We start from the raw sequence: 17,885 nt of genomic DNA on the forward strand, positions 1-17,885 counted from the left end.
GTCGAGTGGAACGCCCGCTCCTGGCACACCGCTCGGTCCGACCAACGCCCTCTCCGGTCCAGTTGGAGGAGAACCATGTCCAAGGTCATAGCCATCTTCGGCGCCGGCCCCGGCCTCGGCACCGCGATCGCGCGCCGTTTCGCCGCCGAAGGCTTCCGCGTCGCTCTGGTCGCCCGTCGCAAGGAGCGCCTCGACGCGCTCGTCGAGCAGTTGACCGCTGAAGGGGTCGACGCGGCGGGCTTCCCCACCGACCTGTCCACCCCCGAAGAGGCCACCACGGTCGTCGACGCCATCCGCGAGCGGTACGGACGCATCGACGTCATCGAGTACGGCCCGATCCCCAGCGGTGGATTCACCCCCGCCGCCGAGCTACAGCCCGACGCCCTGGCCCAGGGCGTCCCGCTCCTCATGCTCACCCCGCTCGCCCTTGTCCAAGCCGTCCTTCCGGAGTGGAGGGAGCGCGGCGACGGCGCCTTCCTGATGACCACCGGCGCCACCGCGGTTCATCCCATGCCCTACGCGAGCGGCATCGGACCGTTGATGGCCGCCGCCCGCAACTGGCTGTACTCCCTCAACGGCGAACTCGCCCCGTCCGGCATCTACGCCGGCACCCTGTCGGTCGCCGCCTTCATCGCAGGCAGCGAAGCCGCGGAAGCCGCTGCGGCGGCGGGCGATCCCACGATGGCCGCGCTTCGGGTCGTCGGCTCGGCCGAACTGGCGGCGCTCTACTGGGACATGTACACCAAGCGCGACCGCGTCGAGCAGGTGCATCCCGAGCCGGAGGGCGACCACTAGCGCGGTCCACCCGGTACTCGGCGGGCCACCACGCCCGCCGAGTACCGCAAGCGCGGCGTGACCCTGTTGAGGGTGGGGCGTCGTCCTGGCCGGTGCCTTGTCTGCGTTTGAGCACGGGCCGCCCCTGCGGGCGGTGCCGGTTCAGGCGGCCGGCTGGGCCGGGCCCGTGGGGGGTGGCCAGTTCCGCAAGGTCATGTCGGCCAGCTGCTGGAGGACGTCGCGTGTGATGCCGCCGGCGGCCTGGACGGCGATACCGTTCGCCATGGTCATGAGGTGACGGGCGAGCAGGGCGGGATCGGTGTCGGGGGACAGGTCGCCTTCGTCAACAGCTCGTTGGAAGCGGTCCCTGAGGTGTGAGACGTGCTCGTCGCGCCAGGCGGCGAGTGTGTCGCGGGCGTTGCTTCCCGGTTCGCCAGCGGCGAGGGACCCCTGGACGCCGAGGCACCCGGCGGGGCTGCCGATGCCGGTCGTGGCCCGGACCGCGCCGTTGAGCATCGCGGCGGCCACCTGGCGGGCGGTCGGTTCCCGCAGGGCGCGGGCCCCGTACGAGGCCGGGCCCTCGGTGTAGCGCTCCAGGCACTTGCGGAACAGGTTCTCCTTGTTGCCGAACGCCGCGTACATGCTGGTGCGGTTGATCCCCATGGCGCCGGTCAGGTCGGTGAGGCTGGCGCCCTCGTAGCCCTGCTCCCAGAAGACCCGCATGGCGCGTTCGAGGGCTTCCTCGGTGTCGAATCCCCGCGGCCGGCCGATCGGCGCCTTCTGTCCCGTCTCCATGACATCGATCGTACTCCTTCTGTACCGGTCGGTGCGAAAGGTGCTACGGTCTCTTTCAGTACCGATCGGTACCGAATCTATGGAGGCCTTGATCATGGGGGAGTTCGAAGGCAAGACCGCCGTCGTCACCGGCGGCAGCAGCGGGATCGGTCTGGCCGCCGCCGTCCGACTCGCGGCCGAGGGCGCGCACGTGTTCATCACCGGCCGGCGTAAGACCTTGCTGGACGCGGCCGTCGAGACCATCGGCCCGGCAGCCGCCACCGCCGTGGTGGGCGACATCTCCAGCCTGGCCGACCTGGACCGGCTCTACGACACGGTCCGCGCCCGGGGCCGGGGCCTGGACATCGTGTTCGCCAACGCCGGAACCGCGTCGTTCGCGACACTGGAGCAAGTCACCGAGGACCACTTCGACGTGACCTTCGGCGTCAACGTACGGGGCACGCTGTTCACGGTGCACAAGGCGCTGCCGCTGCTCAACGACGGCGCGTCGGTGATCCTCAACTCCTCGGTGCGCGCCGACGACGGTGTCAAGGCGTTCGGCACGTACGCGGCATCCAAGGCGGCGATACGGTCCTTCGCCCGCACCTGGGCCAACGAGCTCAAGCATCGCGGCATCCGGGTCAACGCGATCTCCCCGGGCACCATCGACACTCCCGCGGTCGACGCCGTGGCCGAGGGAGACGCGCCCGTCACCAAGGACCAGTTCGTCGCGGGTGTCCCGCTGGGCCGGATCGGTCGCCCCGACGAGGTCGCCGACGCGGTGGCCTTCCTCGCCTCCAGGCGGAGCAGCTTCATCCTCGGCGCCAACCTGTACGTCGACGGGGGCGAGAACCAGATCTGACATTCCCGTACGCGACCCGCACGCCACAACCCGAAATCCAGAGTTTCAGAGAGGGCCATCATGTCCGACACCGACCTGCGCGCGTTCTTCCAGCGCTACATCGACGCACTCAACACCCACGAGTTTCAGCGCATGACCGAATTCATCCACGACGAGGTCGTCATGAACGGCCAGAAGGTCACGCGGGACGATGTCATCGCCGAGCTTGAGGGGCACGGCGACGCGGTGCCGGACTTCACCTGGCGGGTCCAGGACCTCGCCATCGAGGGTGACCGCGTGGCGGCCCGACTGTTCAACAAGGGGACGCCCGCGAAGGAGTGGTTCGGCGTCCAGCCCACCGGCACCACCGTCGAGTACGCCGAATACGCGTTCCACAAGGTCCGTGACGGACGCTTCTACGAGATGAACTACCTGATCGACGCCCAGGCAGTTGAGCGACAGCTGGCCGGCTGACGTCCGGGTCGGTCTTCTTCGTCAGTATCTCTGCGGGCCCGCCGGCCCTCCGGCCAGGGCGTGCGTCGCGTGGGCCGGTACGGTCAGTGCGCCCCGTGCCCGCTCACGCGACCGGCCGGCGGGGGCCTGCTGCCGCGACACCAGCCCGCCGCCCCCACGGGCGGCGGGCTTCCGGCAGCCCTCAGTGGTCGTCAGGCGCGGTGGAGTTTCCAGTCGCCGACGTTGCTGGAGCGGTTGTAGTAGGCGTTGGTGCAGACGTCGTACTTCCCGGCGGCCGGACCGGTTCCGTTGGTCTCCAGGAAACCGCCGTTGTCGCCGTAGGTGTTGAACAGGTGGACGACGTCGCCGGTACGGACGTTCTGGTCGCCGGGCGTGGACGCCTGGGCGAAGATCCGCCAGCGGCCCGTCCCCGGAGCGCGGTCCTGGTCCTTCGAGGTGGACACGTTGTACTTGGCGCCCGCGTTCTTCTGGTCCGCGCCCGCGACGCCGTTGGTGTCGAGGTAGCCGCCGTCACCCCCGTAGAGGTTCTTCAGGAAGACCAGGTCCCCGCTGACCACGTTGGCACCGGCCGCCTTGCCCGCGGCGGACAGGACCTGCCAGGTCCCCGTGCCGTCACCGCGCGTCGGTGAATCGGCCGTCGACACCGCGTACTTCGCGCCCGCGTCGCTGCTGTGGCCGTTGGTGTCCAGATACCCGCCGGCCCAGTTGCCGTAGCCGTTCTGCAAGTGGATCCGGTCCCCGAACTTCAGCTCGTTCGCCATGCCGCTCCCTCAGCTCAATGGTGCGCGGACCACCGCCAAGCGGCTGTGCTCCGCGTCCTGCCACCTGTGAGGATCTTGAATCCAGGGGGCGACACGCCCGGAAGGCCACCATGATCACTGATTCGAGTGAGGCGGCGTCAACTCCCCGGGCGCTCCCCGTCTGACCTCGACCACCTTTGGCCCAACGGACCTGTGTCGGGGCTCTGATGAGAGGGTTCGACCGCCGACGTCGGTCACGACGGCCCCGTAAGCGCGACCGTGACACCGTTCCCGCCAGCGCAAGAGCCGCCGTCGCATGGATCCTTCACCCCGTCATGAGGGATGGCCGGTGTGATCATTGACGCGTTTGGGAGCCATGTCCCGCCTCGTCCCAAGCGTCGCTGAGGCATATGCAAGCCCGCCGCCCAATAACTTTCTGTGCCCACGCGCTCTGTCTGGGTAGTGTCCGGTGCTCGTGCCACGTATCTCGTACGCGTGTCGCATTTCCTGCCAGGAAGGACACACACCGTCGTGCCTTTACACAGACAGCAGGCGTCTCGGCGTCGGGCTCGCATCGCGGCCGGGGCCGCGCTGCTCCTGGTCGCCGAGGCGGCGCTCATAGCCGGGACCTCACTGCCGACCAGCGCCGCACCCGCGCCGAAACCCGCCGCCCAGAACACGACTGGGCCGTCGGAGTCCGAGGTCATCGAGTCGGATGTCGCGTGGGCCGCACAGCATGCCAAGGGCTCGAAGGCCTGGGCGATCACGCGGGCGAAGAACACCGGCAAGAAGACCGTCGTGACCGACGAGACGACCGCCACCACGTACACCGTCGCCAACCCGGACGGCACCCTGACCACCGAACTCACCGCGGGCCCCGAACGGGTCTGGAAGAACGGCGCGTGGCGGAAGGCCGACGCCACCCTTGTCGCGGCGGCCGACGGCAGCGTCGTCTCCAAGGCGCACCCCGGCGGGCTCCGGCTGGGCGGCAAGGGCGGCGACCTGCCCGACTCGCTGCGCGCCGCGCAGGACGAAGCCGCTCGTGACCTGGTCACCCTGGGCACGGGCGACGAGCAGGTGACGTTGCGCTGGAAGGGCGGTCTGCCCAAGCCGGTGCTCGACGGCACGACCGCTACGTACCGGGACGCCGTGCCCGGCGCCGACGTCGTCGTCGAGGCCACCCGCACCGGTTTCGAGCAGTTCGTCGAGGTGAACGAGCGGCCGACGGGCGCCTACTCCTACACACTCCCCGTCAAGGCCAAGGGCCTGAAGGCGGTGGCGAACAAGGACGGCTCCGTCACCTTCACCGACGCCGGGACGGGTGCCGAGCGCGCAACCATGCCCGCCCCGGTCATGTGGGACGCGAGCGTCGACAAGCGTTCGGGCGAGCACACGAACCGTGCCCGCGTGGACATGAAGGTGATCGACAAGGGCGCCGGCGAGATCGACCTGGTCGTCACCCCTTCGGCGGCGTTCCTCGCCGACCCGGCGACCAAGTTCCCGGTCACCGTCGACCCCTCCACCTCCGCCCTGTCCAACACCTTCGACACCTACGTACAGCAGGGCGAGACCGTCGACTGGTCCGCAGACACCGAACTCGACCTCGGCAACCCCGGCACTACCAACGCCAACGGCACCCCGCGCACCGCGCGTTCCTTCATCACCTGGAACACCACGCCGATCCAGGACGCGCTGATCGTCGACACCAACCTGGCGCTGTGGAACTTCCACTCCAGCAACAGCGACTGCGCCGCCCAGTCCTGGACCGTCTGGGACACCACCGCCCCCTCCACCGCCTCGCGCTGGACCGCCCAGCCCACATGGAACGACCAGTACCACTCCTCCACGGAGACCAAGGGCTCCCCGGACTGCGCCACCCAGCCCGACGGCTGGATCAACGCCGACGTCGACACCCTCGTCCAGACCTGGGCGTCCGCGAAGGCCACCCGCGGCCACATGGGCCTGCGCGCCGCGACCGACGACATCAAGGCGTGGAAGCGCGTCAACTCCGCGAACAACACGGCCAATCAGCCCAAGCTGTCCGTCACCTACAACTTCCGCCCCTCGGACGGCACGGACCGGCAGGCCGGCGCCCCGTTCAAGTCCTACGCCGGCGTCTGGGCGGTCAACACCACCACCCCGACCCTGCGCGACACCTTCACCGACGCCGACGGGGACAAGGTCAGCGGCACCTTCCAGGTCTACGACGCCGCCACCGACACCCCCATCACCACGCCCGCCGGTGAAGGGCTGCTCGTGTCGGGCTTCGTCGACCAGGGCAAGCCGGCCTCCGTCACCGTTCCGGCCGGACAGCTCAGGGACGGCAGGACGTACAAGTTCCGCACCAACGCCTCCGACGGCACCCACTACAACCTCAACTGGTCGCCGTGGACCCAGTTCGTCGTCGACACCACGGCGCCCGGTGAGCCGCAGAGCATCACCTCCGCGACGTACCCGGAGGACTGGGGCGGGGGCAGCGCCGGCACCGCGGGGCGCTTCGACGTCACGACCGGCGACCCGTCCCCGTACGAGGTGCAGTACCGCGTCGACCCGTTCGAGGACGACGCCGCCGACCACGGCTGGGAATCGGTACGCACCACCACGCCGACGAATGCGGCCAAGGCCCCGGCCCCCGACGCGGCGTACTCCGTGACACCGGCCGCCGACGGCAATCACCTGACGCAGACGCGCACCGTGGACCGGGCGGGCAACGTGGGCCCGATCAAGGATTACGGGTTCACCGCCGGGAACCGGGACTACAACCGGGCCCAGAAGGTGGACATCAAGCTCCCCGTGCTCGACACGGCCTCCTCGGACCCGGTGCTGACGGACACTCCGCAGCCGCCGCCCGCCCACCCGGAGGACGGGAACATCGCGTGGAAGGGCTGGGAGCCGCGTACCTTCGACAGCGGCGGCACAAGGGTGACCGTCACCCCGCTGCAGGAACGCTCACTTGCGGGGACTCGTAAGGCGGCGAAGGAAGCCGCCGAACGCGAGAGGACCCGGGCGCCCAGCTACCCGGACCCGATCATCAAGGGTGACTGGTGCCAGCCCAGTCTGTTCGGCGAAGCACAGAAGTCGCTGATCACCCGCAATGAGGCGTGCCTGTTCTTCGGTCTGAAGTTCACCGCGACCTACAGCTGGAACGGTGTCCCGGTCGCCGAGCACCACGCGTCCTTCGAGGTCGCCTACCAGGTCAAGACGGATCCGAAGAACGGCGACATCAAGACGTGGATCCAGATCAACCCCATCTTCAACGACTTCCCCGGACATGACGAGTCGGTGCTGCTCGGTGCGGGAAGCGACGACGCGTACATCGACTCCATGTGCTTCAGCGCCGCCTGCGAGGGAGCCGTGCAGAGCAGGGACGTGAGGAACTTCGACTTCTACAACGACCTGAGCTGGAAGGGCGGCGGCGACAGCCAGCCGGTCGACTCCCACATGGCCACGGGAACGGCCAGCCACAAGTGGGACGGCTCGGTCAACAGCGCCACCGGTACCCGGGACATCGACCTGTCGAGGGGGCTCCCGGTCTGGTTCATCGGCCAGTTCGACACCTACTACGAGCCGGCGGAGGGCAAGAAGGACGACACCGTTCACACGCCGTTCCGCTCACCGCGCATCGACGTGCGCTGCGACAAGGTCACGTCGAACGGCTCCGACCCGGGCTGCGTCCTGCCGCAGTACTTCCCCCAGTACAAGTTCAACACCGCCAAGTACCCGGCTGCCGCGGCGCACGCCTGGCTGATCCAGAACAAGTCGGCGGTCAAGGGAAGCGGCAAGAACCGCTCCGATCCACTGACCTATCTGCCGTCGCAGAAGCGGAACGCGACCGGCTACGAGACTGACAACAACCGGGAAAAGGTGATGTGCTCCAAGTCCCGGTCCAAGCGCGCGGACGGATGGGTGCCCAGCAAGCCGTTCCTCAAGCACCCCTGGACGGGCCTGCACCCGGAGATCACCGAAGGCGCCGCCGAGGCGATCTCCTGCGACGAGTTCCCGTTCTCCTCGACCTACCAGTCCCCGGGCACGCCCAAGGTGAACGGCGGGACGAACACCGCCGGTGCGAACGGTGGCGGTGAGTGCATCCAGACCGTGGCGGCCAAGACAGACGACGGCAGTGAGCACCTGCTCGACGACACCCGCTACGACGCCCCGACGTTCGCGGAGAACTGCGGCCGGTCGTCGATGTCCCTGAAGGTCAACTCCGGATCGATGAGCAGGTTCGGATTCACCGACCCGACATTCCTCAAGACCTTCCGGGTTCTGGACGGCGACGCGTACACCCTCGACCCGGGCAACGCCTGGTTCAAGGCGTGTGACCCGTCCAAGGCCACACTGGTCTGCACGATGGCCACGCCGTAGACGTCGTAACAGCTGGTACGTGACGGTCCCCGCCCGGATCCGGGCGGGGACCGCTGCGGTCAGTGAACCGGGTTCCAGTGCTCGGCGGCATCCGTCAGCCACGACCCCTGAGGACGGTCCCAGATCAGGCAGCCCCATACGACACCGGGCACATCGGAGCCCATCAGGTCCGGGGGCCCTACGTCCAGCGTGCGGTGAACGCTCTCCAGATAGACGGCCATCGACGGATAATCGGGCGCCCCGGCCGGTTCGTCCTCCAACGACCACTTCCCGACACCATGGGCGCCGATGTAGGAGCCTTGCAGCGGTGCGTCCTCGTCGTCCCCCGTGAGCCAGGGAACCACCTCGGCGCCCCAGAAGTCCCGCGTCCCGGGCTGGGGAAGGCGCGGCGCCAGAGCCTTTGCCGGCGAGAGAAGCACGCCGTCCGGGAGGAACTCCCCGGAGAAGATCTCGCCCTGCTCGTCGCCCTCGATCTTCTGATGCTCCACACCACCGCACAGTCGCCACAACGCACCCAGCTCCACGGGCAGCCCGAACCCGAGGTGCTGCCTCAACTGCGAGTCGGCGGCGGCGATCTCCTCGTCGGCCGCGGGCGGCAGGAGGGAGGCGTACGAAGTGGGGGCATGCTCGGCAAGCCATCCGGTGAGAGCCCGCCAAGCTGCGGCGACGCGCTCGGCTTCCTCTCCACCATGAGAGTGAACAGACACGCGATCACGCTACAGGAGGCGGATGTGGCGCGTTGCTGCTTCCCGGAGTCGCGCGGAGCGATCACGGATCGGGCGCGGGCGGCGGGATAGCACTTGGTCACAGGCTTGTTGCCTACCTCTGGGCGATGGCGGGGGTGTCTGTCTCTTTGGTCAGGGTCGTGGGCCAGCATGGTGGTATGGCGATCTGGTTCCGCACCTACTACGAGGACGAGGATCGTTGGCTGTACTTCGAGGCCGATGACGAAGGCCTGGCAGTGCGGCAGGTTGAGGTCCGGGGGCGGGACTCGCGTCCCGTGATTGCGGCCTCCTTGGAGGAGGTGCTTCGCTTGCGTGATCGTGCTGATCTCGCGGCGATGGGCCGCTATGAAGGGCAGTACGGCGTTCTCGCCGAAGGGTCCGTGGACGGTTGGCAGGACCAGCCGCGGGCGGCTGGGATCTCCGCCGAGGAGTTCGAGCGGCTGTGGGCTAAAGCACGCTGGGCTCTTGGCGGTTCAGCCTGATCTGACGGGTTGGGGTTCGTCCGTGCTGGGGACCCGAACCGCTCCAGCAGGGCGAGGACGGCCGGTGCTGCGACTGCGACCTCAGGACCCGTTCCAGCGAGGGATGGATCTGGGTCAGCAGGCCGTGCAGCCGGTCCGCGACCGGGGCGGCCCCGCTGGCCAGGTCGTCGCCGAAGCCGACGATCGGGGTGACGGCGGTGGCGCGAGGTTCGCCCTTGCCGACGTCTAGGCCGAGGAAGCCGTCGACGTCGCCGGTGTCGATCGCGTGCAGGCCCCGTTGCGGAGCCATAAAAAAGGTAACGGGGGGCGAGCAATAGGCACTCTCCGGCGTTGGCTTGGGGGCTGCGACGGGAGCTGGCTTACCGGGGGAGTCAAGAGGAAGGCGTTCTCGGCATTTTGCTGATGGGCGCGGATAAGGTGGCGAGGTGCGCGACGTTGATCTCCTGGTGCGGTTGCCTGGCGGCCACCAAGACTCCACCTGCATGTACCAGTTCGGGCCCATTTTGTCGGACCGTAACCTCAGGCCGTCGAGCCCAGCCGGTCCAGTTCGCTGCCGATCGCCTCTCGCAGCCCGTCATGCTGCGGACCGAGCCTGAACTCCTCGTCACTCCACCGCTCACGCGGATAGAGCCACACCGGACCACCCACCACATCTGCCGGCTCCCACCCGAACCGCGGCCAGACATGGACGTGCAAGAACGGGTCCGTGTTCCCCAGGATCTCCAGATTGACCCGGCGGAAATCCGGGTCCAGCCGCTGACAGGCACGTTCGACCGCTTCCCCGAGCTGGTCCATGTCAGCCAGGAACGACAGACGCTTCCTCCTCGGCAGATCAGACAACCGCTGCACATCCGGTTCATCTACGAGAAGAACCGAGTAGCCCGGCAGGAACTGAACATCCCCGATCACCGCGAACCCCGACGTCAACCGTCGCATCACGGTCGGGTTCTCGCCCCTCAGCGCGGTCCCGATCCGATCCATCCGCCAGTCACCGGTCATGGCCGAAACCTACATTCCGGTGATCAAGGCCGCTCCTCGCTCTCCAACCGAGTCCTCGGCGGATCACGTCATGGACCATATGGTTAGGCGAAACCCTGACCGAAGGTCATAAGGAACGGGCTGCTCGAAGTGCGGCCGCGCCGCCCTGTGTTCAGCAGTTACGACAGCAGGATGAGGCAGTCCCAGGCGTCCGCGGCTCGTCTGGGGAGCAGGCCGCCGAAATCGGCCAGGGCCAGGGCGGTTCCGGCTCTGCCCGTGAGGAAGCCGTGCGGGACGGGGTGTGGGGTGTTGGGCAGTGTGGCTTGGGCGGCCTTTTCCGTCAGGCTTTGGTTGGGGAAGCGATGGGCGGCTTGGAGGATTCCCGCGCTGCCGTGGCAGAGCGCGGTTCCCTCGGTGTCCCACTCGTCCGGCCCCCGCGCCGCGAGTTCGGCCATAGCCTCGTTGGCGGCGTGGTGGAAGGCGGCTTCGCCGATGGCGTGGCCGGCGCTGCGGAGGGCGGTGGCGATGCCTGGTGTGCCGTAGCACCAGGCTGTGGTGCGTCCTTCCGTACGGATGGTGGCCCGGCCCTTGGTGTCGAGGGCTGTACCGCTGATGTGCGGCGGCCATGTGCGGTTCGGGGTCTGCCAGTTGAGGAGCCATTCGCCCGCGGCGCGTATGGCGTCGGTCTGTCCCGGCACGGTGTTTCCGGACCGATGAGCGGTCGCGAGGAGCGCGAGAGGGCCGGCGATGCCGTGGGCGAGACCGGTGGTGGCCGCGCCGGTGGCCGGGATTCGGACGGTTGGCGGGTGGAGGCTTGCGGGGAGCCACCAGCCCGGTCGGGTTCCGACGGGAGTGAGGATCATATGGGTGAGCGCGCCGAGGGCTGCGCGCAGGCCCGGTTCGGCGTCGCCGCTGTGACCGCGAGTGTGTGCGCTGAGAAGCACGCGGCCGATGCCGGTGAGCCCTTTGATGGCGTCGTACACCATCCAGGGCGTGCCCTGCTGCTTCTCCGCGCGCCGGTGGTGATGGTCGGCGAGCGCTGTGGCGCGTGCGCGGAGCCAGGCGGTGGCACGGGGCAGCAGTCGGTGGTGGGGGTCATCCGGCGGTAGGTAACCGGTGCCGATGATCAGGGAGGCGGCGACAGCGCCGGGGCCGGTGTGGATTCCGTCGGGGGGCGCGGTGCCCAGCAGGCGTCCGGCGGCTTTCCAGTGGGCCGCGGCGGTGTCCGCCGAGCTGGGCTCGGCGTCGGCGAGGCAGGCGTGGAGGAGGGCGGTGCCGGCGAGCCCGTAGCACAGGGTGTGCGCGGCACGTGCCGACAGGCGGTCGGTGACGGTTTCCGGGTCGCGCAGGCTGTGGGCGATGTCCAGCGCTGCCTCCGCCGCCCGGCTGCGGAGGCTCGTCGTCACGGGCGGTGGAGGAGGTCGGCGGCCAGGGTGCGCATGATCCGTTCGCGTCCGGGATCGGTGCCGAGCATGCGGTTGGCGTGCAGGTGGATGATGTCGCCGGCGCACCGAGCGGTGAACTCCTCGGGCAGGACCTTGCGGTAGGCCTGGAGTGCGTCATGGCGCGCGGCATGGGCCGCCGTCAGGTGGTCGGGTACGAGGTCGTCGCCGAGACGGGGGCGCAGCGCGTCGCGATGGCGGCGCTGCCCCGGGGTGAGGTGGCGGGGTCCCAGGGCAGAGCGGGGTGCGTCGGGGGAGAGCGTGCGGGCGATGTCGGCGGCGCCGGCGGCGGCGATCAGAAGCCGTGTGTCCTCCGCACTGGAGAGGGCGCCCAGGGCGAGGCGGCTGTCGGCGCAGAAGACGTCCTCAACCGGGGCGATGGCCCCCGGGCCGCCGTAGCGCTCGATCTCCTGCTCGTACGGCTCAAGACGCAGCGCGCCGGGCGGTACCAGGCGCTGGTCCCGCAAGTGTTCGGTGAGGGCCGTGAGTTGGGGCTGGATCTCGGTGGCGAGGGTGCGCGGGGGTGCGTGGAGGCGAAGGCGCAGGTGGGGGCCGAGGGCGGGGGTGGTGTAGCGGAGCCAGAACCAGCGCTCCACTTCGTCGGGGAGGCCGTTCAGCAGCGGGGCCAGCTGGGCGAGGACGGTGTCGTGGAGGTGGGCGGGCGCGGTCAGGGTGGCGGAGAGCCAACTGCTGCCGGGGAGATGGATGCCGGTACCTGGTGCTCGCAGTGAGTTCCGCGGGTCCGAGGGGGTGGGACGGGGTTCGTGGCTCCGGGTGAGGGGGACGACGAGGTCGATCACGTGACGTCCTCCCTCCGGGCCGTCGACTGCGCCCAACTCCTCGGGCGCGGCGAAGGGTTCGGCGAGGAACCGGGTGCCGCGGTGGACGCTGCGGCGCAGCAGTTCGCGGTGCTCCGTCTCACGCAGGTCGAGGGGGAGGCGGCGGTCGGCTTCCTCGGCGACGAGAACCGGCGGAGGCGCGGGGCGGGTGTCGGCCCGCCAGGCGGCGAGCCGCCGGGTGAAGGCGGCGCGTTCGCCGGCCGCGGAGGTCAGCGCCTCCGGCAGGAGCCAGCGGGCCGGGGCGAGGAGAATGCCGTGGTAGCGCACCCGCGGCGTATAGGGCCAGCTTTCCAGCGGAGCCCAGTTCCATGGATGCCAGGGACGTGTCCCGCTCTGGCCGAGCAGATGGAGAAGGTACGCGGCCGGGGGCAGGTGACGGGGCGTGAGGCGGTTGTAGAGCACGGGCAGGACCGGACGCTGGTGCCGGGTGGACCACAGGAGCAGATGGGTGCCGTTGGTGGTCACCGCGAGTTCGGGAAGAAGCAGGTCGCCGTCGCGCGCCGGGACATTGAGCGGGATCCGCCACGGTGCGACGCCGGTCTCGGCGGCCAGGGCTCCGGCCGCGGAGGTGCGGGGCATGCAGGCGATCTCCGCGATCATCGGGCCGTTGCCGGTGTCGGGCCGCTCATGGGGCACGAGGCCGGGGAGTCGGCGGTGCCACCGGCCGGGCGAGGCGCCCGCGGTCTGCGACCCGGTACCGGGACACACCGCGACCCGCACACCGGCGGCGTCACGGAGAAGCTGGACATGGATCTCGGCACTGCGCGGCGGCGCCGGAGCGGAACGGCCCGCGAGCTGCCGGATGTGCTCCTCGCGCAGCACGAGTTCGCCCCTCCCGTCGGCGAGCGAGTTGGCGAACGAGTCGGCAAGCAGCCGGGCCAGCACGGCGGTACGGCGGGAGTCCGGCTCCTCCTCGGCGCCGAGCCCGTCACCTGCACGGGGCGGGCCGAGACCGGTGGTGGAGTCGAGGACCTCAAGCAGGGGCACGAGCCGCTGACGCCCGTACAGGGCGCGGAAGCGCCGGTGGTAGTCGGCGAGCGGACCGCAGCGGTGTCCGATCCGCCACAGAACACTGGCCGCTTGAGCGGCCCGCTCACCCACCGAGGAAGGCAGGGTGATCACGGCATCGGCAACCGTGTCCACCATGAGCGGCCGGTCCACCTCGTGAAGGCCGCGTGCGAGCTCGCGAGCCTCCTCCAGCAGGCGCCGTCGCGTCGCCGTGCCGGGCGGGTGCCGGTCACACCGGATCAACAGAGCGGCGAGACGGGCGAGGGCGGTCCGGGCCCCGGCTCCGGGCGGAAGCCTGTCCAAGAGATGCCGCAGCGGGGCGGCCCGCAGGTCTGTGGGGAGCAGATCGGTCAGCAGCAGACCGGTGTCGATCATGACAAGGACGGCGCGCCGGACCATCAACTCCCCGGCTCCGGGATGGCGCTTCAGGAGGTCCGCCATCACGTCGGCGGCCGGCGCCCCGCCGCGACTGGATTCCAGCAGCCGACGTGACACCTCGGTGGCGCGCACGCCGGACACCCGGGCGCCGCGCGTTGTGGGACGTTCGATCTCCAGCCGCCAGCCGCGTTCCACGACCAGGGAAGCGGAGGTGAGAGTGAGGGCGGGTAACAGCTCCGGCTCCTCGGTGAGCAGACGGGAAGCCACCGCAGTCAGCCATGCGGGGCTCGGCGTGGTCACCGCGCGGTGGGCACTCCCCAACCGCAGGACCGTGGCTGTGCCGGTGAGTGTGGCAGGCGCGACACCGGCGAAGACCCCATGCGGGGTGGTGCGGAAACGGGAACGCAGGTCATAGCCGGTACGTGTCGCGTGTCCACGCTCGGTGCCGTCGGTCGACCCCGCACTCCGTGCGGCCAGGAACACGCCCTCGTCCAGAAGTCCGCCGTGCTCCTCGGCCGAGGCGGAAACGGGACGCAGAGCGATGCGGGCCATGGCCACGGGGTGAGGATCGAAGAGCCTTCGCACAGCACCGTCCGCTCAGGTACGAGGGGCGGGCCGGGCACGACATCTCGCGTACCCGGCCCGCCCGAGATGTGTCCGTCGTCAGCAGCCGCTCGTCGGCCCCTGCGGAGGCGATTCTCCGCAGCCGTCGCCCGTGGTGTCGCCGTCCGCGTCGTCCTCGTGCTCGTCATCGTCGCCGCCGGCCCAGACCCCCAGCTCGCCGATGTCCTGGTGCACGGCGTCCAGGTCGAAAATGTCGGCGAGTTCCGCGGGCGCCTCACTCACATCATCGTGCGGTTGCCCCTGGATTGTCGGTGCGGGCATGTCCACTCCCTCCGCTCAAACCTCCCGGCCCGGCGCCGGACGGCGTGGATCCTGGGCACGCCCCACTGCCGGACGGGCCCGTGTCTTCAGGCGACTGTCAGGCGGACGCTCGGCTTGTCGACGCTCACGCCGCCGGGAAAATGGGGGTCCTCAGGGCCGTAGGCGCGCACGACGGGCTCGGAGTCCCTGGCCTCGCGGTCGAAGCGGCGGACGGTCTCGGCGAAGCGGGAGGCGAGCGCCTCTCGGCCCGGGCCGTGCGCGATGACCCCCAGCTCGTACCGCTCGGAGGTCGCCCGCGGTACCTGTCGCAGGCTCAGGTACGCGAGCGAGTCATGGGTCCACACCGCGGGCATCCCCGCATCGAGGACCCAGCCCACCAGCTCGCGTCCGGCCGCCTCGGGTGTGGCGCGCAGCCGTCCGTAGGGGGCGATCGCACCGGCGAGCCACACCTCTAATCGCGGCAGCACGCCCTCCTGGCCGCCCAGTTCCACCGACGTCCACTGCTCGCGCGACGGTTCGGTGAACGCTTCGGTCAGCGCGTTCGCGTCCGCCTCCTGGTCCTCGTCGACGACCAGCCGCACATGCCTGCCGGCGAGTCGGACGCTGCGTACGGCGCGCGCACTGGGGCCCTGGATGGACACGAATCCGGAACGGATGACCGTATCGGAGCGAAGGTGCCCGTCCTCGTGGGCGAAGGCCAACGTCCGGGAGAGGCCACGTAACCGCAGGGGTACCACCAGCCGCCCGCCCGGGGCGAGTTGGTCCCGCCACGCCGCGGCCACATCCGCGGCGCCGACAGTGACAATGATCCGGTCGAACCCGCGCGCGGGGGCGTCGGGCAGCGGTTGCGCCCCGTCCGCCTGCCTGACCCGCACCCGCCCGTAGCCGGCTCTGTCGAGAAGCTCGCGGGCCCGGGAGGTGATGTCCGGATCGATGTCGACGCTGGTCACCGAGCCGTGCCAGCCGACCAGCTCCGCCAGCAGCGCCGCGTTGGCCCCGCCCGACCCGATCTCCAGCACCGTCATCCCGGGGGCGATCCGCGCGGCCTCCAGCATCCGGGCATGCAGCCAGGGGGCGGAGACCGAACTGACCGGTTTCCCCCGGTCGTTGAACTTGGTGAAGATGCCCTCGGGCGCGCTGTAGACCTCCTCCGCAGTCACCTCCGGAGCGAAAAGATGCCGGGGCACCGCCAGAAAGGCCGCCTCCACCTCGTCCGAGACGATCGCCCCACGTGCCCGCAGCTCCGCGACCATCCGCCCACGCAGCACGTCAGGCGTCCGGATACTCACGCTTGTCCCTCTCACGCAGCCCCCCTCCGCAGGTACGCCGCCCCCAGTCCACGCTCCGCTGCGCATCCTTGTGGTGACGAGCTGTAATGCAACCACGCCTCACTGACATCCCGCGCGCACGGCATCGATCTCCAGCCACGCCTGAACCACCGGTCTCTCCCAGTGGTGGAACCTGAGGCGGCCAGAAGCCTATAGGTCGCATTGCGTGCCGTGAATAGCACGCTCGGTAGCATTCCGGGTCCGCTTCGACACCCGGAAGCGCCGCCGACGTTGTCGTGAGTGTTGTCCTCGGCTTCGGGGCGGAGGGCGCGGCCGTAGCCGCGCCGTCTCTAGTTCGCCGCCGACGCCTCGGCCAGGTGCTCGAAGGTTTCGTTGAGCACCGCCCTGCGTTCCTCCTTGTACGCGGCCTTCGGTCCCAGGTCGTCGATCGTCTCCTCCCACACAGCCAGGAACGTCTGCTGCCAGGCCCGGATCGTCTCGGGCGGCGGGAGAGTCACGCCCACCCATCCCTGCCGGGCGAGGACGAGGAGCAGCTCCAGATTGCAGGGGACGGCCACACCCCAGTACTCGTCCGGTTCCAGTTCCACCGGGTCGCCGGTCATTGCCTCTGTGACCTCGGCGATCAGCCGGTCGGCCAGTCCTCCGAGATGATCCGCCGCCGTGTCGCTGTCGAAGTTCCCCGCGCCCCACGTGCCCATCGTGCCGCCTCCGCTTCGTGCCCCATCGTTTCCGCTCCTCATCACAGCAGAGAGGACTGACAATGCGTCGTCCCAGTCGGCGCATGACACTGGGAATGCGGGGGATCGCCCAGTGAGGATGTGCCGTATGAACCAGAGCGATGACAACAGGGACGAGTACGACGAGGAGGAGACGGAAATAGTCGCCGCCGAGCCGGCTGATTATGACGATGACGACGAGGTGGGCGAGAAGAATCCCGACGTCTATCTCGACGTTCCGGTCCTCAACATCGACGAGATACAACTGGATGTACGGGACCTGCGGGCGCATGTGTCGCTCCAGGCCGAAGTCCTTGATCTGCTGAAGCTGAATGTCGGTGCCGATGTCGCCCTTGGTGCGGTGGAGCTCGATATCAAGGGGGTAGAGGCGCAGGCGCAGTTGAAAGTCCGCCTCCACAACGTCGCGACGATAGTCAACCGAGTGCTGACGACAATCGACCGGAACCCCCAGATCCTGGAACAGCTCAGCAAGGGCTTGGGAGAAGCGGTCGAAGACGTCGGTTCGGGCGCCGGGAGCGCCACGAAAGAGATCGGTAAAGGCGCGGGGAGCGCTGCGGAGAGCGTGGGCGAGGGGGCCGGATCCGCCGTGCAGGACGTCGGTAAGGGGGCCGGCGGCGCTGTGGAGGATGTCGGTAAGGGCGCCGGTGGAGCAGTGGAGGACGTCGGTGAAGGTGCCGGTGGGGCCGTGGAGGATGTCGGCGAGGGGGCCGGCGGTGCGGTCCAGGACGTGGGTGAGGGGGCCGGTGAGGCCGTGGAGGACGTCGGCGAAGGCGCCGGGGACGCTGCGGGGAATGTGGGGGAGGGCGCCGGGGATGCCGCGGGGAATGTCGGGGAGGGTGCCGGGGACGCTGCGGAGGGTGCCGGGGACGCCGCCCGGGACGCCGGTCAGGACGTAACCGGAGCGGTGGGGGACACCGCCGAGAAGGGCGAGAAGGCCGTAGGCGACGGCTCGGAACAGAAGCACTCCCGAAAGTCCGGTGACAAAGCTCCGTCCGCGAAAAGCGCGCGAAAACCGGTCAAGGCTCCTGAAGGTCGCGGCGGCGAGTCGCAGGAACGGCGGCGGAGTGCCAGAACGGCCCGGCGTCGTGACGCGTACAAGCGCTGAATCCGGATGAACTGGAATGTCACCCGAATGGCGTTCCGGCGATGCGCGG

Annotated in this window: 16 protein-coding genes; 6 read left to right on the forward strand and 10 right to left on the reverse strand. The window is 69.5% G+C overall.

From position 1 onward, the window contains the following. The first annotated feature begins 75 nt into the window (after nucleotides 1-75). Nucleotides 76-795 (forward strand): SDR family NAD(P)-dependent oxidoreductase, encoded by a 720-nt coding sequence (locus ACFWU9_RS00395; RefSeq protein ID WP_384313363.1) that lies wholly within the window; start codon nucleotides 76-78, stop codon nucleotides 793-795. A gap of 141 nt (nucleotides 796-936) precedes the next feature. Here ACFWU9_RS00395 and ACFWU9_RS00400 read toward each other — a convergent pair whose 3' ends face one another. After that, nucleotides 937-1,569 (reverse strand): TetR/AcrR family transcriptional regulator, encoded by a 633-nt coding sequence (locus ACFWU9_RS00400; protein ID WP_384313364.1) that lies wholly within the window; start codon nucleotides 1,567-1,569, stop codon nucleotides 937-939. Between the two features lie 94 nt (nucleotides 1,570-1,663). Here ACFWU9_RS00400 and ACFWU9_RS00405 point away from each other — a divergent pair, with 94 nt between their 5' ends. Together ACFWU9_RS00405 and ACFWU9_RS00410 are read left to right on the forward strand one after the other, a co-directional pair. Beyond that, nucleotides 1,664-2,410, forward strand: coding sequence for an SDR family NAD(P)-dependent oxidoreductase (locus tag ACFWU9_RS00405; protein ID WP_384313366.1), 747 nt, complete (start codon nucleotides 1,664-1,666; stop codon nucleotides 2,408-2,410). A 60-nt stretch (nucleotides 2,411-2,470) separates the two neighbouring features. Then, complete coding sequence (locus ACFWU9_RS00410; protein WP_384313368.1) at nucleotides 2,471-2,863, forward strand: ester cyclase; 393 nt, start codon at nucleotides 2,471-2,473, stop codon at nucleotides 2,861-2,863. Nucleotides 2,864-3,054: 191 nt separating this feature from the next. Here ACFWU9_RS00410 and ACFWU9_RS00415 read toward each other — a convergent pair whose 3' ends face one another. Then, entirely contained in the window at nucleotides 3,055-3,624 is a 570-nt protein-coding gene (locus ACFWU9_RS00415; protein ID WP_384313370.1) for a hypothetical protein, read from the reverse strand. A gap of 510 nt (nucleotides 3,625-4,134) precedes the next feature. Here ACFWU9_RS00415 and ACFWU9_RS00420 point away from each other — a divergent pair. After that, nucleotides 4,135-7,968: a DNRLRE domain-containing protein gene (locus tag ACFWU9_RS00420; protein ID WP_384313372.1), complete on the forward strand. Its 3,834-nt coding sequence runs from the start codon at nucleotides 4,135-4,137 to the stop codon at nucleotides 7,966-7,968. 59 nt (nucleotides 7,969-8,027) lie between these two features. Here the strand turns inward: ACFWU9_RS00420 and ACFWU9_RS00425 are convergent, their stop codons facing one another. Next, nucleotides 8,028-8,675, reverse strand: coding sequence for a hypothetical protein (locus ACFWU9_RS00425; protein WP_384313374.1), 648 nt, complete (start codon nucleotides 8,673-8,675; stop codon nucleotides 8,028-8,030). Between the two features lie 176 nt (nucleotides 8,676-8,851). Between ACFWU9_RS00425 and ACFWU9_RS00430 the strand changes: the two genes are divergently transcribed. Beyond that, on the forward strand, nucleotides 8,852-9,175 hold the full coding sequence (locus ACFWU9_RS00430; RefSeq protein WP_384313376.1) for a hypothetical protein: 324 nt from the start codon (nucleotides 8,852-8,854) through the stop codon (nucleotides 9,173-9,175). Here ACFWU9_RS00430 and ACFWU9_RS00435 read toward each other — a convergent pair. The 7 genes from ACFWU9_RS00435 to ACFWU9_RS00465 all read right to left on the reverse strand — a co-directional run bounded on the left by ACFWU9_RS00435 (nucleotide 9,141) and on the right by ACFWU9_RS00465 (nucleotide 16,692). Continuing rightward, nucleotides 9,141-9,464, reverse strand: a complete 324-nt coding sequence (locus ACFWU9_RS00435) for a hypothetical protein (protein WP_384313378.1) — start codon at nucleotides 9,462-9,464, stop codon at nucleotides 9,141-9,143. The genes ACFWU9_RS00430 and ACFWU9_RS00435 overlap by 35 nt on opposite strands. Before the next feature lie 230 nt (nucleotides 9,465-9,694). Continuing rightward, nucleotides 9,695-10,174: an HIT family protein gene (locus ACFWU9_RS00440; protein WP_384313380.1), complete on the reverse strand. Its 480-nt coding sequence runs from the start codon at nucleotides 10,172-10,174 to the stop codon at nucleotides 9,695-9,697. 158 nt (nucleotides 10,175-10,332) lie between these two features. After that, the gene (locus tag ACFWU9_RS00445) at nucleotides 10,333-11,559 is read right to left on the reverse strand and encodes a lanthionine synthetase C family protein (protein WP_384313382.1); all 1,227 of its coding nucleotides are present in this window, start codon (nucleotides 11,557-11,559) and stop codon (nucleotides 10,333-10,335) included. Then, nucleotides 11,556-14,372, reverse strand: a complete 2,817-nt coding sequence (locus tag ACFWU9_RS00450) for a lantibiotic dehydratase (protein ID WP_384313384.1) — start codon at nucleotides 14,370-14,372, stop codon at nucleotides 11,556-11,558. The genes ACFWU9_RS00445 and ACFWU9_RS00450 overlap by 4 nt, the downstream gene beginning before the upstream one ends. 111 nt (nucleotides 14,373-14,483) lie before the next feature. Further along, nucleotides 14,484-14,705 (reverse strand): hypothetical protein, encoded by a 222-nt coding sequence (locus ACFWU9_RS00455; protein WP_384313386.1) that lies wholly within the window; start codon nucleotides 14,703-14,705, stop codon nucleotides 14,484-14,486. 86 nt (nucleotides 14,706-14,791) lie between these two features. Beyond that, on the reverse strand, nucleotides 14,792-15,994 hold the full coding sequence (gene fxlM, locus ACFWU9_RS00460; RefSeq protein WP_384313388.1) for a methyltransferase, FxLD system: 1,203 nt from the start codon (nucleotides 15,992-15,994) through the stop codon (nucleotides 14,792-14,794). 329 nt (nucleotides 15,995-16,323) lie between these two features. Continuing rightward, entirely contained in the window at nucleotides 16,324-16,692 is a 369-nt protein-coding gene (locus tag ACFWU9_RS00465; RefSeq protein ID WP_384313390.1) for a DUF4259 domain-containing protein, read from the reverse strand. Between the two features lie 127 nt (nucleotides 16,693-16,819). Between ACFWU9_RS00465 and ACFWU9_RS00470 the strand changes: the two genes are divergently transcribed. Beyond that, nucleotides 16,820-17,836 carry a hypothetical protein gene (locus ACFWU9_RS00470; protein ID WP_384313392.1) on the forward strand — a complete coding sequence of 339 codons (1,017 nt, stop codon included), beginning with the start codon at nucleotides 16,820-16,822 and terminating at the stop codon, nucleotides 17,834-17,836. Nucleotides 17,837-17,885 lie beyond the last annotated feature (49 nt).

Source organism: Streptomyces sp. NPDC058653, assembly GCF_042716895.1.
Taxonomy (GTDB): Bacteria; Actinomycetota; Actinomycetes; order Streptomycetales; family Streptomycetaceae; genus Streptomyces.

Bases quoted from the DNA above. Each gene is read 5' to 3' on its own strand.
- ACFWU9_RS00395 (WP_384313363.1), top strand. From the start codon at position 76: ATGTCCAAGGTCATAGCCATCTTCGGCGCCGGCCCCGGCCTCGGCACC.
- ACFWU9_RS00400 (WP_384313364.1), bottom strand. From the start codon at position 1,569: ATGGAGACGGGACAGAAGGCGCCGATCGGCCGGCCGCGGGGATTCGAC.
- ACFWU9_RS00405 (WP_384313366.1), top strand. From the start codon at position 1,664: ATGGGGGAGTTCGAAGGCAAGACCGCCGTCGTCACCGGCGGCAGCAGC.
- ACFWU9_RS00410 (WP_384313368.1), top strand. From the start codon at position 2,471: ATGTCCGACACCGACCTGCGCGCGTTCTTCCAGCGCTACATCGACGCA.
- ACFWU9_RS00415 (WP_384313370.1), bottom strand. From the start codon at position 3,624: ATGGCGAACGAGCTGAAGTTCGGGGACCGGATCCACTTGCAGAACGGC.
- ACFWU9_RS00430 (WP_384313376.1), top strand. From the start codon at position 8,852: ATGGCGATCTGGTTCCGCACCTACTACGAGGACGAGGATCGTTGGCTG.
- ACFWU9_RS00435 (WP_384313378.1), bottom strand. From the start codon at position 9,464: ATGGCTCCGCAACGGGGCCTGCACGCGATCGACACCGGCGACGTCGAC.
- ACFWU9_RS00440 (WP_384313380.1), bottom strand. From the start codon at position 10,174: ATGACCGGTGACTGGCGGATGGATCGGATCGGGACCGCGCTGAGGGGC.
- ACFWU9_RS00450 (WP_384313384.1), bottom strand. From the start codon at position 14,372: ATGGCCCGCATCGCTCTGCGTCCCGTTTCCGCCTCGGCCGAGGAGCAC.
- ACFWU9_RS00455 (WP_384313386.1), bottom strand. From the start codon at position 14,705: ATGCCCGCACCGACAATCCAGGGGCAACCGCACGATGATGTGAGTGAG.
- ACFWU9_RS00465 (WP_384313390.1), bottom strand. From the start codon at position 16,692: ATGGGCACGTGGGGCGCGGGGAACTTCGACAGCGACACGGCGGCGGAT.
- ACFWU9_RS00470 (WP_384313392.1), top strand. From the start codon at position 16,820: ATGAACCAGAGCGATGACAACAGGGACGAGTACGACGAGGAGGAGACG.